Origin of the sequence: Actinoplanes sp. NPDC023801, from assembly GCF_040639655.1 — a bacterium.
Classification (GTDB): Bacteria; Actinomycetota; Actinomycetes; order Mycobacteriales; family Micromonosporaceae; genus Actinoplanes.
Genome location: NZ_JBFAAI010000024.1, coordinates 51,402 through 66,229, shown reverse-complemented (window position 1 = coordinate 66,229; position 14,828 = coordinate 51,402). Strand labels below are relative to the sequence as shown.

Annotated in this window: 14 protein-coding genes; 6 read left to right on the top strand and 8 right to left on the bottom strand. The window is 71.8% G+C overall.

All coding sequences use genetic code 11. The features are described from left to right. Nucleotides 1-7: 7 nt before the first annotated feature. Nucleotides 8-448, top strand: a complete 441-nt coding sequence (locus tag AB0G04_RS32685) for a hypothetical protein (RefSeq protein WP_360990671.1) — start codon at nt 8-10, stop codon at nt 446-448. A 39-nt stretch (nt 449-487) separates the two neighbouring features. On the opposite strand, the gene AB0G04_RS32680 is transcribed toward AB0G04_RS32685, so the two are convergent. Together AB0G04_RS32680 and AB0G04_RS32675 are read right to left on the bottom strand one after the other, a co-directional pair. Next, the gene (locus AB0G04_RS32680) at nt 488-2,707 is read right to left on the bottom strand and encodes an EAL domain-containing protein (RefSeq protein ID WP_360990668.1); all 2,220 of its coding nucleotides are present in this window, start codon (nt 2,705-2,707) and stop codon (nt 488-490) included. Nucleotides 2,708-2,790: 83 nt separating this feature from the next. Then, nucleotides 2,791-5,076 (bottom strand): EAL domain-containing protein, encoded by a 2,286-nt coding sequence (locus AB0G04_RS32675; protein WP_360990665.1) that lies wholly within the window; start codon nt 5,074-5,076, stop codon nt 2,791-2,793. 176 nt (nt 5,077-5,252) lie between these two features. Between AB0G04_RS32675 and AB0G04_RS32670 the strand changes: the two genes are divergently transcribed. The 4 genes from AB0G04_RS32670 to AB0G04_RS32655 all read left to right on the top strand — a co-directional run bounded on the left by AB0G04_RS32670 (nt 5,253) and on the right by AB0G04_RS32655 (nt 9,604). Beyond that, nucleotides 5,253-6,191, top strand: coding sequence for a DUF1295 domain-containing protein (locus tag AB0G04_RS32670; RefSeq protein WP_360990662.1), 939 nt, complete (start codon nt 5,253-5,255; stop codon nt 6,189-6,191). Between the two features lie 113 nt (nt 6,192-6,304). Then, entirely contained in the window at nt 6,305-6,802 is a 498-nt protein-coding gene (locus AB0G04_RS32665) for a SigE family RNA polymerase sigma factor (protein ID WP_360990659.1), read from the top strand. Next, nucleotides 6,799-7,611: a hypothetical protein gene (locus AB0G04_RS32660; protein WP_360990656.1), complete on the top strand. Its 813-nt coding sequence runs from the start codon at nt 6,799-6,801 to the stop codon at nt 7,609-7,611. Before AB0G04_RS32665 ends, AB0G04_RS32660 begins: the two co-directional genes overlap by 4 nt. A gap of 283 nt (nt 7,612-7,894) precedes the next feature. Then, complete coding sequence (locus tag AB0G04_RS32655; protein ID WP_360990654.1) at nt 7,895-9,604, top strand: discoidin domain-containing protein; 1,710 nt, start codon at nt 7,895-7,897, stop codon at nt 9,602-9,604. 205 nt (nt 9,605-9,809) lie between these two features. On the opposite strand, the gene AB0G04_RS32650 is transcribed toward AB0G04_RS32655, so the two are convergent. From AB0G04_RS32650 to AB0G04_RS32625, 6 genes are all read right to left on the bottom strand, one after another. Beyond that, entirely contained in the window at nt 9,810-10,472 is a 663-nt protein-coding gene (locus AB0G04_RS32650; RefSeq protein ID WP_360990651.1) for a class F sortase, read from the bottom strand. Continuing rightward, nucleotides 10,469-11,263 (bottom strand): hypothetical protein, encoded by a 795-nt coding sequence (locus AB0G04_RS32645; protein WP_360990649.1) that lies wholly within the window; start codon nt 11,261-11,263, stop codon nt 10,469-10,471. The genes AB0G04_RS32650 and AB0G04_RS32645 overlap by 4 nt, the downstream gene beginning before the upstream one ends. 2 nt (nt 11,264-11,265) lie before the next feature. Then, nucleotides 11,266-12,753 (bottom strand): serine/threonine-protein kinase, encoded by a 1,488-nt coding sequence (locus AB0G04_RS32640; RefSeq protein WP_360990647.1) that lies wholly within the window; start codon nt 12,751-12,753, stop codon nt 11,266-11,268. A 39-nt stretch (nt 12,754-12,792) separates the two neighbouring features. Next, nucleotides 12,793-13,527: an anti-sigma factor gene (locus AB0G04_RS32635; RefSeq protein ID WP_360990644.1), complete on the bottom strand. Its 735-nt coding sequence runs from the start codon at nt 13,525-13,527 to the stop codon at nt 12,793-12,795. Continuing rightward, complete coding sequence (gene sigK, locus AB0G04_RS32630; protein WP_360990641.1) at nt 13,527-14,141, bottom strand: ECF RNA polymerase sigma factor SigK; 615 nt, start codon at nt 14,139-14,141, stop codon at nt 13,527-13,529. The genes AB0G04_RS32635 and sigK overlap by 1 nt, the downstream gene beginning before the upstream one ends. A 121-nt stretch (nt 14,142-14,262) precedes the next feature. After that, nucleotides 14,263-14,532, bottom strand: a complete 270-nt coding sequence (locus tag AB0G04_RS32625) for a hypothetical protein (RefSeq protein ID WP_360990638.1) — start codon at nt 14,530-14,532, stop codon at nt 14,263-14,265. On the opposite strand from AB0G04_RS32625, the gene AB0G04_RS32620 reads away from it, so the two are divergent. Next, nucleotides 14,522-14,821 (top strand): hypothetical protein, encoded by a 300-nt coding sequence (locus AB0G04_RS32620; RefSeq protein WP_360990635.1) that lies wholly within the window; start codon nt 14,522-14,524, stop codon nt 14,819-14,821. The genes AB0G04_RS32625 and AB0G04_RS32620 overlap by 11 nt on opposite strands. Nucleotides 14,822-14,828 lie beyond the last annotated feature (7 nt).

The window sequence follows — 14,828 nt, the reverse complement described above, 5'->3', positions numbered from 1 at the left end:
AGCGGGGATGGCCGGCCGGCGTTACAACTGCCGCTGCGGCAAGAAGCGGTACCGCGACGAGCTGTCAGCCATGGCGGCTGCCGCCGCCGACGAGCAGGAGCACGGCGACGTCGTCTCGGTCTACCGCTGCCCCGGTGGGCTGGCCTGGCATCTGACCGCGCACGGCTTCGTCCCCGAGGCGCTGCGCTCGGTGGGCCGGCGGGTGGCGTACGAGTTCCTCGAACGCGGTGAGATCGACCTCGGCACGTTCCTGACCAGTACCTACGGAGCTCACGACGGCCCGGGTCAGCGGCGCCGGATCCGGGCGGAACGCTGCGTGGAGCAGATGACCGCCCTGCATCTGGTACGGCCGGCCGGGTCGCCGGGACGCTTTGTCGCCGCCGACCGGGCCGGGCTCGCGCGAGTGGTACGGATCGGTATGGACGCCTTCCTCGAGGAGGGGAGGTGATCCGTGTGGTGCAGCGCGGGCGCAGGCGTGCCGGCGGGGTCACGCCGCGCTCGGCTGGGGCTCCTCCGCCGCATCGCTGAGCAGCGTGTCGATGAACGAGGGCGCCACCGGCCGGCCGAACAGGAATCCCTGCCCGTAGTCGCATCCGAGCCGGTGCAGCGTCTCCCACTGGTCGTCGGTCTCGATGCCCTCGGCGACCGTGTGCAGGCGCAGCGCCTGTCCCATGCTGATCACCGCGTCCACGAGGGCCTTGTCGTCGGCGTCGGTGGCGACGCGGGTGATGAAGGTGCGGTCGATCTTGAGTACGTCCACCGGCAGCTGCTTGAGATAGTTCAGCGAGGAATAGCCGGTGCCGAAATCGTCGATGGCCAGGCGCACGCCGAGCCGGCGCAGGGTGCGCAGCTTCTCGACGGCCGCGTCGATGTCCTGCAGGAGCATCGATTCGGTGAGCTCCAGGGTCAGGCAACGGGCGTCGATGCCCGCCTGCTCGATGGCCTCCCGTACGTCGTCGACCAGGTCGGGGTACTGGAACTGGCGCGCGGAGAGATTCACGTTGATCTTGAGGTCCGCGGCGGCCGCGCTCTGCTGCTGCCACCGGGCGAGCTGCTGGCACGCCTCCCGCAGTACCCACCGGCCGAGCGGCACGATGAGGCCGTTCACCTCGGCGTTGTCGATGAAATGCTGGGGACCGAGCAGCCCGCGCTCCGGGTGTTGCCAGCGGACCAGCGCTTCCACACCGATCAGTTGCTGGGTGGGCAGGTCCACCACGGGCTGGTAGTGCACGACGAACTGCTCGCCGGCCAGGCCCTGCTCGATCTCCAGCCGTTGCTGGGCCTCGTTGAGCACATGGGCGTACATCGCGGGCTCGAAAAGGGCATACGCGTTGCGACCCTGCTTCTTGGCGGCGTACATGGCCAGGTCGGCATTGCGCAGCAGTTCCTCGCCCGTCAGGTCGCCGCCGGTGGCGATGCCGATGCTCGCGGTACAGCGCAGGTCACGGCTGGCGAGCCTGATCGGCTGGCGGAGCTCGTGCAGCAGGCGCTCGGCCAGGTCCGCGGCGTCGCGGCCGTCGAGTTCCTGGAGGAGCACGGCGAACTCGTCGCCACCTAGCCGGGCGAGCGTGTCACCGGTGCGTACGTTGTCGCGCAGCCGTGCGGCGATCGTGGTGAGCAACTCGTCGCCGGCGTCGTGCCCGAGATTGTCGTTGACGTGCTTGAAGTCGTCCATGTCGATGAGGATCACGGTGACCTCGGCGTCACGTCGTGTGGTGGCGTGCTGCAGCCGGTCCCGGAACAGTGCCCGGTTCGGCAGGCCGGTGAGGGAGTCGGTGAACGCCTGCCGGCTGAGCTGCTCCTCCAGGGTCTTGCGCGTGCCGATGTCGCGCATGCTGATCACCAGCGCGTGCAGGTCGGGGTCTTCCAGGCAGTTCGTTCCGATGATGTCGACGACCGCCCAGGAGCCGTCCCTGCGGCGCAGACGGGCCTCGGCCTCCGAGGTGGTGGCGGGCGGCGAGCACCGGAGCGCGTTCATCCAGGCGCTCATCCGCAGGAGATCGTCCGGGTGTACGAGTGTGCTCAGGGTGGCGCCGCTGACGGCTGCCGGCGGATAGCCCAGCACACTCCGTGTCGATGGGCTGGCGTACCGCACGTCACCGTCCGCGCCGACGGCGATGACCACCTCGGGGGAGTTCTGGAGCAGCGCCTCGGTGCGCCGTTCCGCCGCGCGGCGGCGGTTGTCGAGCCGGCGGCGGTTGTGGGCCATGATGGCGCTGACCGTCACCACACTGGCCATGACCGACATCATGCCGACGACGATGACCGTGCTCGTGCCGGCGGCGTCGCCGAGCAGAAGCAGGTAGCCGGCCAGCGTCACCGTGCCCAGGCCGATCACGACCGACGCCGGGTACAGGGCCGCCGCCATCACGACGATCATCATCCCGCACGGGAGATACAGCACCACCCCGGCCGGATCCGCCTTGGCGAAAACCAGCAGGACGGGAATCTCCAGCGCCCACCAGCTGATCAGCCAGGCCCGGGTCCGGCGGTTGCGCACCCAGCGGCGCCAGGGCAGCGTTACGGCCAGAGCCTGCGCCACTGCGGCGACCGCGATCGGTACGGCCCACCACCGGCGCTCCGGCGCCCAGTTGAGGGTGACCTGGACAGCACCGAGGACGGTGACGATCCCGGCGATGAGCGCACCGAGCCGGAGCTGCCGGGTCCAGTAATCGGCCTCGGGGTCATCGATACGGGTTACCGGCATGCTCGCACCATCGGCACCGGCGGCAGCGAGTTGAGCAACAGAGCACCCGCCGGTGATGACCGGCACGCCCGGACGGCCGCCGTTCAGCTGCCGGTGCCGGCCGCCACCACGTCGTCGACCGGGGGGCCGGCCAGATGACGGCCGAACCGGTCCGCCGGCATCGGCCGGGCGAAGTGGAATCCCTGCGCCGACCGGTACCCGTACGCCCTCAGCTCGTCGGCCTGCTGCGGCGTCTCCACGCCCTCGGCGACGATCTCCAGATCGGCGGCGCGGGCCAGAGCGAGGACGGCTTCCGGCATCGCGAAGCCGGTACCGCCCCGGCCCAGGAACGCCCGGTCGAGCTTGAGCTGGTCGACCGGCAGTTCCAGGAGCGCGGTCAGCGACGACGGGCCGGCGCCGAAGTCGTCGAGGGCGATGCGTACGCCGAGGTCACGCAGCGCCTGCACCCGTGGTGCGACGGCACTCAGGTCCACGGCCGAGCTGTCGGTGATTTCCAGAGTGAGCCGATGGCCCGGCAGCCCGGTGGCGGCCAGCACCTCGGCCACCCGGGTCACGAAGCTCCGATCGCTCAGCTGGCGGGGCGAGACGTTGACATTGATCCCGGCCGGTGCCCGGCTGTCGAGCTCCGCACACCAGACGGCGAACTGGCGGCATGCCTCCTGCAGGACCCAGCCGCCGAGTTCGACGATCATCCCGGTGCGCTCGGCGACCGGGATGAACGCGGCCGGCGCGATCACACCCCGGGTGGGATGCGACCAGCGGATCAACGCCTCCACCCCGACCGTACGGTCGTCGATGAGCGACACGATCGGCTGGTACTCGAGGAACAGCCGGCGTTCGGCGATCGCCTGCTGCAGCTCCGCACCCATCTCCGCGGAGTCGGCGACCGTGGCCGCCAGCCCCGGGCGGTAACGCTCGACCTTGCTGCCGCCGCCGTGCTTCGCGGCGTACATCGCGATGTCGGCGCGCCGCAGCAGCTCGCCGGCGTCATCGCCGGACCTGCCCTCAGCGACGCCGATGCTGGCGCGTACGAGCAGGTGGTGATCCTCGGCGACGACGGGTTCCACGAGTGCGTCGATGACACGGCGTGTCACCTGCTCCGCCTCGTCCGGCGTGACGTCCCGCAGGAGCACGACGAACTCGTCCCCGCCGAGACGGGCCGCCGTGTCACCGGGGCGCAGGCAGGCACGCAGCCGTTGCGCCACGCCCACCAGCAGTACGTCGCCCGCCGCGTGACCCAGCGTGTCGTTGATGATCTTGAAGTCGTCCAGGTCGATCAGCGCGACGCCGACACCCCGCCCCGGGTCGGCGTCGGCCAGCGCCGTGGTGAGCCGTTCGTTGAACAACGCCCGGTTCGGCAGGCCGGTGAGCGTGTCGTGCGTGGCGCTGTGGTCGAGGCGCGACAGCAGTTCGCTGTTCTCGCGGAGGGCGGTGAGCTGCCGCCACATCACCAGCGCGGTCAGCGCCACCACCGCCAGAGCCGTCGGCGTCGCGTCGACGCCCGACTCGACGGTCACCACGAGCAGCAGGTCGATCGCCGCGACGGCCAGGTAGGGGAGCCGGCTGAACTGCCGCTTCGCCGGCTGCTGGGACGGGGCCCGCCCGGTTCCCGCCCGTAGTTGCCGCTCGGCGGCGGCGGTCACGCACACCATGATGGCGGGAAGGGTGAGCTGCACCATGTCCAGGTGCGGCCGATCCTGCACGAAAACCTGCAGCAGGCTGCTCAGGGCCCCGACGAGCAGGGCGGCCGCGAGAAGGCGCAGCGCCGACCGGGCGACGTACGCCTGCCCGGCCAGCGCCACCTTGATCAACGCGAACACCGTCACCAGCTCGATCAGCAGGGTGACGACCATGGCCAGCATGGTCGCCGGCCGGTATCCGGTGGTCTCCAGCGTCGGCCGGGCGGTGTAGTGCCACAGGAACGCGGCACCCGCGATGAGCACGGTGCCGGCGTCGAGCGCGAGGCGCAGCACGTCACCGCGGCGGGTGGCCCCCATCGGAAGCCGGAGCAGACTCCACAGCAGCAGTGTCATCGTCGCGCCGTACACCGAGACGGTCGCGATGGACATGTGCCTGCCGGACGTGCCGGTACTGATCGTGTCGTACCCGTGGGAGGTGGCGCCCACCCCGGCCAGCACCAGGCACGCCGCCAGGGTCCGCCAGAACCGGCGGGTCGGTGCCGGCTGCAGGGGCATCCGGGCAGCCCGCCAGGCGAGCACGGACGGTACGACCACCGAACCGCACGGGGCGAGCCACAACAGCACCGCGGGACCGTGGGCGGCGGGCAGGTTGACGGCGAACACGACAGCCGCGAAAACGGCGATGCCCAGCGACATCCGTACCGGACGACTCGCCGTCCCGACCCGCACTGCTCCTCCTGCTGTCCGTCACCGTCCCCGGGTACACGATCGGTCATTGCGGCGGCCGGCTGAATGATTGTCATCCAGGGGCCACCGGCCGTTCGTTCGGGATGTGCGCCTACCGACACCCGGGCCCGAGCGGACGGAGACATCGCAGCGGGTCGATGCGCGCCTACCCTCTTCGTATGGCGGCGGACCGCGACACCTACCGGGTCGGCGGGAGCCTGGCGTCGGCCTCGCGGGCGACCGGCTTCACCCTGGTGACACTGGCCTACGTAGCGGCGTTCCTGGCCGCCGCGGCGGTGGTCGCCGCGATGCGGGTCGGGCACCCCCTGACGGTCGCCTTCCTCGCCGATGTGATCGCCACGTTCGTGGTGTTCGCGGCGAGCGTGGCGGTGGCCAACGCGAGCCTGTACGACCCGTACTGGAGCGTCGCCCCGCCGGTGATCGCGGCCGGGTGGGTGCTCTGGAGCACCGGCGGTGACCTCGGTGCGGCGACCGGCCGGCAGTGGGCGGTGCTGCTGCTGATCCTGACCTGGGCGATCCGGCTCACCGCCAACTGGGCGGTGTCGTGGCGCGGATTGAGCCACGAGGACTGGCGGTACGTGCAGTTGCGTGAAGAACGCCCGCCCGGCGTGCCCTGGTGGCTGATCAATCTGGCCGGTATCCAGATGATGCCGACGCTCGTGGTCTTCGCCGGCCTGCTGGCGGTCTGGCCGGCGGTGTCGGTGACCGGCCGGCCGTGGGGCGGCCTGCTGGACATCGCCGCCGTCGTGGTGACCGGCGGTGCCATCCTGCTGGAGGCGCTCGCGGACCGGCAGCTGCACCGGTTCGCCGGCGACCCGGCCAACCGCGGCCGGATCGTCGACGTGGGTCTGTGGCGGTACTCGCGGCACCCGAACTACCTGGGCGAGATCCTGTTCTGGTGGGGATTGTGGCTGTTCGCCCTGGCCGCGGCCCCGGACTGGTGGTGGACCGTGGCCGGCCCGGTCGCCATGGTGCTGCTGTTCGTGTTCGTCAGCGTGCCGATGATGGACCGCCGTTCCGAGGCCCGCCGTCCGGGTTACGCCCGGCACAGGCGCCGCGTCCCCGCGCTGTTGCCCCGCCGGCCCCGCGAACGGTGACCGGCGCCGCGCCACCGGCGTGCCCCCCGCCGGACGAGAATCTCCGGTGCGGATGCAACCCCGGCGGACGTCGTCTCCGTCGTGCCGGGAGAAGCGCACCGGGGAGGACGACCTTGCAGAGGTCCGAGGAGGACGAGTTCCTGACGTTCATACGCGTCCGGATGGAACGCTGGCGGCGGGCGGCATACCTGCTGTGCCACGACTGGCACACCGCCGACGACCTGGTCGGGATCGTCGTGGCCAAGCTCTACGAGCACTGGCGGAGGGTCTCCACGGCGGACAATCCGGATGCGTACGCGCAGCGGGTGCTGACCAGGGCGTGGATCGACGAGCGGCGCCGTCCGTGGCGGCGTGAGCATCCGGCTGACCGGCTGCCCGATCACGGCTGGACGCAGGCCGACCGGATGGGTGACCGGGCGGACCTGATCGGTCTGCTGTCGCGGCTGGGCCGTAAGCAGCGGGCCGTGGTGGTCCTGCGCTTCTACTTCGACCGCTCGGTCGAGGAGACCGCGGAGTTGCTCGGCATCTCCGCCGGAACCGTCAAGAGTCAATCGGCGCGGGCGCTGGAGGCGTTGCGCGCGCTGACGCAGGAAACGGGGAGCCCCCAGTGAACCAGGAGACACTTGACCAGCTCATCGGCGCCGCGCCGCCGTCGACCCTCGACGTGCACGACGTCATCCGCCGCACCCGCCGGCGCCGCAGGGTCCGCCGGGCCCTGGCCGGCGGTTCCGCCGCGACGGCCGTCGTGGCCGCTTTCGCGGTGGGCGCCGCCCTGGTGAACGGCCCGCAGCGAACACCGGTGGGTCCGCCGCCGGTCGCCGCATCCGTGTCGGCGGCTCCGGTCCCGAGCCCGTCGCCGACCGGGTTCGCTCTGGAGACGTCCACCCGAGCCGGCCAGGAACGGGCCCTCGGCTGGCTCCGCACCGCCCTCGAGGAGGCGGCCGCGAGGCACGCCCCGGGCGCGAAGTGGATCTACATGCCGGATGTGCCGGGCGAACCGCGCACGCCGGACGGGCGCCCGATCCTGCTGTACACCGTCGACGACGACACGTTCCGGGGGCGGTCCGGCATCACCCGCGACGGCCGCAAGGGTGGCTTCTACCTCACTCTGCGTCCGATCGACTGCGCTCCCGGCGAGCCGTGCCAGCCCATGTACGAGTGCGAGCGCGGGGTGGCCGACTGCCGGACGAGCCGTACCCCGGCCGGGTTGAAGATGGTCCGCTTCGTCGACCGGCCCGGCGGGAAGTGGCTCTTCTACGACGTCGACGTCGAACTTCCGGGCGGCCGGTACGCGCTGCACCTGAACGCGGTCAACTACTTCGGCGGGGACGGCAGCCCGGCGGTCGCCCCGGCACCGGTCTTCACCCGCGCCGAGCTCGCCGCGATCGCGACCGAGATCGCCGAGCGGGTCGCCGGCTGACAGCGGTCACCGCTCGAGGGGCGCGTGAAAGCGCTTCCCCGGATCGCTGCTTCCGGGTCGGTCCCACGGGGTCCCGCGGCACTGCGGCGAGCGGGGGCGAGGTTCCGGAACTTCCTCGTCGCCCCACCCGTGAGCTGGGTTTTTGCGGAACCGGTGCCGGAACCGGTTCCGTGAACCATTGACACTTTTCGAGGACGAGACAACAGTGGCGGGCAAGAGAGCGGTTTCACGGGTTGTTCCCCACCCGGAAACAGCTTCGACACATCCCGAGGAGTCCCGTCCCATGCTCACTCCTGCCCTGAAACGGCCGCGCTCCGGCCGTACCAGAAGAATCGCCCTGGCCGCGAGCATCGCCGGTCTGATGGCCGGTTTCCTCGCGGTGACCACCGCACCGGCCGCGGCCGCCGAGGTCCTCGTCTCCCAGGGCAAGGCCGCCACCGCCTCGTCCACCGAGGCCGCCGGTGCCTACCTCCCGGCCGAGGCCGTCGACGGCAACACCGGCACCCGCTGGTCCAGCACGTTCGCCGCCACCCAGTGGTTCCAGGTCGACCTCGGTGCCCCCACCGCGGTCAGCCGGATCGCGATCAACTGGGAGGCCGCCTACGCCCGCGGCTTCACCATCCAGTTCTCCACCAACGGCAGCACCTTCACCCAGGCGTACGCCACGACGTCCGGCACCGGCGGGCAGCAGAGCATCGCCGTCTCCGGCACCGCCCGTTACGTGCGGATCAACCTCACCCAGCGTGCCCTCGAGGCCTACGGCTACTCGTTCTGGGAGTTCCAGGTGTACGCCGGTGACACCCCGCCGGCCGGCACCACCCGCCTGCTCTCCTACGGCAAGCCGGCCGCCGCCTCCACCTGGCAGAACGACGTCAACTGCAACCCGTGCAGCCCCGACAAGGCGTTCGACAGCGACCCGGCCAGCCGCTGGGCCACCAGCTCCACCAACGGCTGGGTCGACCCCGGCTGGATCTCCGTCGACCTGGGTGCCACCGCCCAGATCAGCCAGGTGGTCCTGCAGTGGGACCCGGCGTACGCCCGCGCCTACCAGATCCAGGTCTCGCCCGACAACGTGAACTGGACGGCGATCTACAGCACCACCACCGGTGACGGCCTCAAGGACGTCATCAACGCCACCGGTACCGGCCGTTACGTGCGGATGTACGGCACCGCGCGCAGCAGCGCCTACGGCTACTCACTCTGGGAGTTCAGCGTCTACGGCACCGGCGGCAACCCCACCGCTCCGCCCGCGCAGCCCGCCGACCCGACGTTCCCGGCCACCCGCCTGGTCTTCTCGGACGAGTTCAACGGCCCGTCCGGCAGCAAGCCCGACACCACCAAGTGGACGTACGACCCGGGCGTCCCGCAGAACGGCGAGGTCCAGTACTACACCCCCAACAGCGAGAACGCGTCCATGAACGGGTCCGGCTCACTCGTCATCGAGGCGCGGCGGCAGGACTACCAAGGCCGCCAGTACACCTCGCACCGGATGAACACCGGCAACAAGTTCAGCGTCCAGTACGGCCGCATCGAGGCCCGCGTCAAGGTCCCGAAGGGCAACGGCCTGTGGCCCGCGTTCTGGCTGATGGGCGAGGACTTCCTGCAGGGCCGGCCGTGGCCGTACAACGGTGAGATCGACATCATGGAGGTCCTCGGCCGCAACACCAGCGAGGCCTACTCGACGCTGCACGCCCCGGCCTACAACGGCGCCGGCGGGTACGGCCAGAAGTACGCCACGGTCGACCTGTCCCAGGACTACCACGTGTGGGCCGCCGAATGGGACAGCAAGGGCATCCGCTTCTTCCTCGACGGCCGTCAGGTCTTCGACGCCGCCAAGGAGACCGTGGAGAACACCCGTGGCCCGTGGATCTTCGACCACAAGTTCTACCTGATCCTCAACCTGGCCGTCGGCGGCGACTTCCCCGGCCCGATCGACGCCACCACCCCGTTCCCCAGCCAGATGCTCGTCGACTACGTCCGCGTCTACCAGTGAGGCTCCGGCCGCTTCCAGCAGGGCGGCTTCGGCCGCTTCCATCAGCGAGGCTCCGGCCGCTTTGACCAGTGGTCCGAGGCGGAGGCGCCCGGCTCCCCGGCCGGGCGCCTCCGCCCACGACCGCCGGCCGTACCGCAGCCACCGAATCCGCCGCAGATGAGGTGTCCGGGGTACGGCCGGCAACAGTTCGCGCAGCGGCAAGGGCTCAGGCCGGCCCGGCGAAGACCACGACGTTGTCCTCGTAGTGGCCGCTGCGGGGGTCGAAGTCGCCACCGCACGTGATGAGCCGTAGTCCGGCGTGGTCGATCGGGCCGTACACCTTCTCGGCCGGGAAGCGGTTCTTCGGGTAGCGGCCCACCTCGGTGACCCCGAAGACGGCCGTCGAGCCGTCGCGGCGGGCCACCCGGATCTGATCGCCCGGGCGCAGTGCGGACAACCGGGCGAACGTGCCGGCGGTGCCCTTGAGATCCACGTGACCGGCCAGGATCGCCGGGCCCAGTGCGCCGGGTGTGGGTGCCCCGGTGAACCAGCCGACCGTCTTCGCGTCGCCCGGTACCTCCATGGCGCCGTCGGCCCGCAGGCCCAGGCCGGCCACCGGCACGTCGACGTCGAGCGCAGGGATCTCCAGACGGGTCGGCGGCGAGGTGGGCAACAGGTCCCCACGGGTCAGCGAGTCCGCGGAGCCGGCGGCTGGGGGAGCGGCGGCCGCGGCGGAAGAGCCGGGCGCGGTGGCCGAGGGCCCGGCAGGCGCGGTGGCTGGGGGAGCGACAGGCCCGGTGGCCGCGCGGGGACCGCCACAGGCCGCGCAGGCGAGAGCCACCGCTACGGTCACCGCGATCCGGCCGGGCACGGACCACGAGGGGTTCATCGCCGGGACCGGTCCAGGACGAAGGCGCGGCGCCGGCGGAACAGCAGCGCCCCGAGGGCCGCGACCAGGGCCAGCGCACCGAACGTCGGCCACGGCGAGGCCGAGGTCAGGCTGCTGCCGTCCCCGGTCGCCACCCCGCCGACCGGCACCGATCCGGCCGCCGCACCGGCGATCATGCCGCACGTTGCCGGGTGCGTCGCCTCCTGCGGGACGCCGCTCACCCCCGCCGACCTGGCGAGCGTCGACTCACCGAGGGCGCCGAGGTCGTACTCGCCGTTGCCGTTGGCGTCGATGCCGTGCTGGACGACGTGCAGATCCTTCAGGTGCTCGACGGTTCCCGGCGGCAGGTCGGCGGCCTCGATCGTACGGTCGTAGCGCACCGATCCCGACGTGTCGGCCACCGGCATCCGGTCGATCGCGAGCCCGCTGGCCCGCGACACGTCACCCCGGGTGGTCAGCGCCACGAAGATCGCCCCGTACGAGGGCAGCCCTTCCTCGGTGCTGATGTAGCCGTCGGCGTCCCGGTCGGCCGACGGCGGCGGGCAGTGGAAGTCCATCCCGTCGGCCGATCCGTGCAGGTGCTGGACGTGCGCCGCGCCCGGTACCAGCCCGCCGGCGGTCAGCCGGACCCGCAGATCACCGCCGGGAAGCGCGGTCAGCACCACGGTCCCGGACGCGCCGGAGCCGTTGAGTTCCAGCAGCCGCACGTGGACGCTCTCGTCGGCGAACGCCGGCGCCGGTGTGACCGCCAGTGCGAGTGCCGCCACCGCCATGATCCATCGCGTTCTCATGGTCATCTCCTTGAGTTGAACAGTTCGACGAGTTGCTTCTGCAGGCCGGTGTTCGCGGCCCAGTCGGTGTCGGCGACGGCCCACCGCAGCAGGTAGGAGCGGCGGTCGTCGACCGCGACCAGCACCCGCCGCTCGTGCCGTACCGAGTCCGAGCCGGGCCGCCAGGTGTACTCCCAGTCGGCGCCGCCACGACCGAGCAGCAGCAGGCCCATGCTGATGCGCCGGTAGCCGGGCAGGTCGCCGCGCGCCAGTTCGGCCCTCTCCCGGCCCTGCCAGTAGTCGAGCGGCCGGCGCGTCGCGATCGGGGCCACGTTGACGGTGAACGCCCGCCGTCCGGACGGGTCGGTGAAGCACACATCGTTGCCGCTGATCGACCGCTGCCAGCCGGCCGGCAGGGCGAGCGTGAACCCGGTGGCGTCCCGGAACCACACCCAGCCGCCGGGCAGACCGGCCGGCACGTCGGTGGTGGCGGCCACGACCGGCTCCGACACGGCCCGGAGCCCGCAGGGGTCCGCCCGGTACGACATGAGCGCCGCCGGGGGTGCCGGTGATGCCGGCGGCCGGCTCGACGGTTGCACCAGCACGGCCGGACGGGACGAGGTGTCCGCCGCGGCCAGCGCCGCACCGGAGGTGACCGCCAGCACGACTGCGCTGCCGGCCACGGCCAGCCGGGTCCGCACGACGGGGGAGCGCGGGCGCGGCGGAGGTTCGAGGACCGTCCGCAGCCGTGCCTCGGCGTCGGCGACCGCCGGCCGTCGCGCCGGGTTCTTGTCCAGCAGTGCGAGCAGCAGCAGCGACAGCGGCCCGGACAGCATCACCGGGTCCGGCGGCTCACTGATCAGTGCCCGCAGAGCGGCCGCACCGTCCCCGCGCGTGTACGGCGAGCGCCCCTCCACCGCGAAGTACAGCGTCGCGCCGAGCGACCACAGGTCGCCGGGCACCCCGGCCTCGCGCGCGAGCAGCCGCTCCGGAGCGATGTAACTGGGCGACCCGAGCCGCGGATCGGGCCCGTCCGTGCCCCGGATGGTGGCCAGGCCGAAATCGGTCAGCACCACCCGCCCGTCCGGGGTGAGCAGCACGTTGTCCGGTTTGACGTCGCGGTGCAGCACTCCCGCCGCGTGGGCCGACCGCAGCGCCGCGAGCATCCGCAGCCCCAGACGGGCCACCTCGGCCGGCGGCAGCGGGCCGTCCTCGGTGACGACTCGGTGCAGCGAGCGCGACGGCACGTACTCCATCACGATCCACGCGCGCTCCTCGGTGGTGAGCACGTCGTAGACCTTCACCACACCCGGATGGTCGAGGCGGGCGGCGGCACGTGCCTCCCGTACCGGGCTGGCCGGTGTGGTGAGCTCCTTGATCGCGACCGTGCGTTGCAGCAGCGTGTCCTCGGCCCGCCAGACCCGGCCCATGCCACCGGTGCCGATCAGCTCGAGCAGCCGGTAGCGGCCACCCAGTTCCCCGGCCATCCCCGGCCCCCCTGTCGTCGTCACCGGGGATTCGGAGCGGCCGGGGCCGCGGATGGGCGTCGATCAGAGGAGATTCACGAGCGCGTCCAACGGTGCGGTCGGGGTGGCCGAACTTGGCGCCTTCTCGATGGTGATGCCCACGTTGGACATGCCCGGCAGCCCTTCGACGACCTGGACGGCCGCGGCCTGGCCCTCGCCGAGCGCGCCGGCCGACGCCGGTGCTCCGGCCTGGATGGTCCACATCTGATAGACCCGTCCGGTGCCGGGCGCGCTGTCGGCTGCCAGCAGGATCACACCGGCGTTCTGCAGGCGCGAACTGGCGACGGTGACCCGGCCGCCGCTCTTCAGCTGCTCGGAGCGGGTCTGCACGTCCGGCGCGCCGAGGATCGACCGGACCCGGGCCTCGCTCGCCCGAGCGGCTTCGAGGCGGGACTGCGTCTCGCGTACGCGCTGGTCCTGGATCTGATAGACGGCGGTGACCGCTCCGGTCGCGACGACCACCGCGGCGGCCGCGGCGACCAGGCGCAGCCCGCGACGGGACCTCGGCTGTGACCGGGGCGGGACCACCGGCGGCAGCTGGCGGGTGCCGGTTATCTCGGCCAGGACATTGTCCCGCAACCGGGGCGGCGGCACCGACCAGGCACCGTCAGCGAGCCGGGCGGTCACCTCGAACAGCTCGTCCGCCTCCTGCCGGCAGACCTCACAGTCGCGCAGATGCCTGTCGAACGCGGCCCGGTCGATGTCGTCGAGCGCGTCGAGCACGTAGGCGCCGATCAGGGAGTGCACATCGTCGGTCATCAGGCCGCCACCTCCGGCGTGAGGCAGTCGCGCAGGCGGATCAACCCGTCCCTCATCCGGCTCTTGACCGTGGGTAACGGGACCCGGAGCAGCTCGGAGACCTGCGGGTAGGAGTGCCCCTGACAGAACGCGAGCGTCACGGCCTGGCGTTGCACCTCGGTCAGCACCTCCAGGCAGTGCCGCACCTGCTGGCGTTCCAGGCGGGCCGCCACCTCGTCGGCGACCTCGTCGTACGGGGTGTCGACCGAGGCGGCGCCGACGCGCGCGGTGCGGTCCCCGGCGGCCTGCTCGGCGCGGACCCGGTCGACCGCCCGCCGATGCGCGATCGTGAAGATCCAGGCGGTCGCCGAACCCCGCTGCGCGTCCCAGCGTGCCGCCGTCCGCCACACCTCGACCAGGACCTCCTGCGCGACCTCCTCGGCCTGCGCGGGATCCCGCAACACCCGGCGGGCCAAGCCGTAGACACGGGGGGCGACCAGGTCGTACAGCCGCCCGAAGGCCTTCTCCTCGCCGCGGGCCACCGCCGCCAGCAGCGAACCGGCATCCGGCACCGTCTCCGGGTCCGGCACCGGGGTCAGGTACTCCGGCCGGTCACCGGTGCCACGCTCCGCCATCGTTCTCCATCCACCGCGCGTCGATATCGTCCGGCTGGGGTTCGGAGCCGTTCCGGTCGCGGATGGGTGACTCCCGCGGTTCATCTTTCACCGCTGCCGGTGACGTGGCCAGCGTCATTCATCAAGCCGCATCGCCCGCCGCCCGCGATGTGCCGGCCGTCTCATGATCAAAAATAAGTTCGCGGTGGTGCGCGCCCCGGCTACCCTCATGGGCTGTTGAACAGCGGAAAGGCGCAATGATGTCGAAGAAGTGGCCGGTTGTGGCACTGGTGGCGGTTCTGTGCGGATCGGCGGGCTGCACGTCGTCCGGTTCGTCCGCCAAGCCCGGAAAGACGTCCACGACGAGGAAGGCAGCGCCCGCCGCGGCCAAGACCACGAAGGTGACGGTCAAGCCCACCGCGACCGCGACCGCGACGCGGGTGAGCGAGTTCCCCCGCGTCGTCCGCGACCGGCTGCCGGAGATCGCCGAGGGCCGGCAGGACCCCGAACTGCAGGCGATCGCCGATACCGCCTGCGACGATCTGGCCGCCGGGAAGAGCGCCGGCGCGATCATCGTCGTCACCCGCACCCTGGGCACCCTCGACGCCGAGGCCACCGACCACGCCACCGCCCGTGAGCTGGTCAAGCTGGCGATCGACACCACCTGTTTCGAGCAGCGCGGCCGCGTCGACGAGTTCTGAGCCGCAC

What these genes read in the sequence shown, in the direction of transcription:
- AB0G04_RS32685 (WP_360990671.1), top strand. Translation starts at nt 8, where the DNA reads ATGGCCGGCCGGCGTTACAACTGCCGCTGCGGCAAGAAGCGGTACCGC.
- AB0G04_RS32680 (WP_360990668.1), bottom strand. Translation starts at nt 2,707, where the DNA reads ATGCCGGTAACCCGTATCGATGACCCCGAGGCCGATTACTGGACCCGG.
- AB0G04_RS32670 (WP_360990662.1), top strand. Translation starts at nt 5,253, where the DNA reads ATGGCGGCGGACCGCGACACCTACCGGGTCGGCGGGAGCCTGGCGTCG.
- AB0G04_RS32655 (WP_360990654.1), top strand. Translation starts at nt 7,895, where the DNA reads ATGCTCACTCCTGCCCTGAAACGGCCGCGCTCCGGCCGTACCAGAAGA.
- AB0G04_RS32650 (WP_360990651.1), bottom strand. Translation starts at nt 10,472, where the DNA reads ATGAACCCCTCGTGGTCCGTGCCCGGCCGGATCGCGGTGACCGTAGCG.
- AB0G04_RS32645 (WP_360990649.1), bottom strand. Translation starts at nt 11,263, where the DNA reads ATGAGAACGCGATGGATCATGGCGGTGGCGGCACTCGCACTGGCGGTC.
- AB0G04_RS32635 (WP_360990644.1), bottom strand. Translation starts at nt 13,527, where the DNA reads ATGACCGACGATGTGCACTCCCTGATCGGCGCCTACGTGCTCGACGCG.
- sigK (WP_360990641.1), bottom strand. Translation starts at nt 14,141, where the DNA reads ATGGCGGAGCGTGGCACCGGTGACCGGCCGGAGTACCTGACCCCGGTG.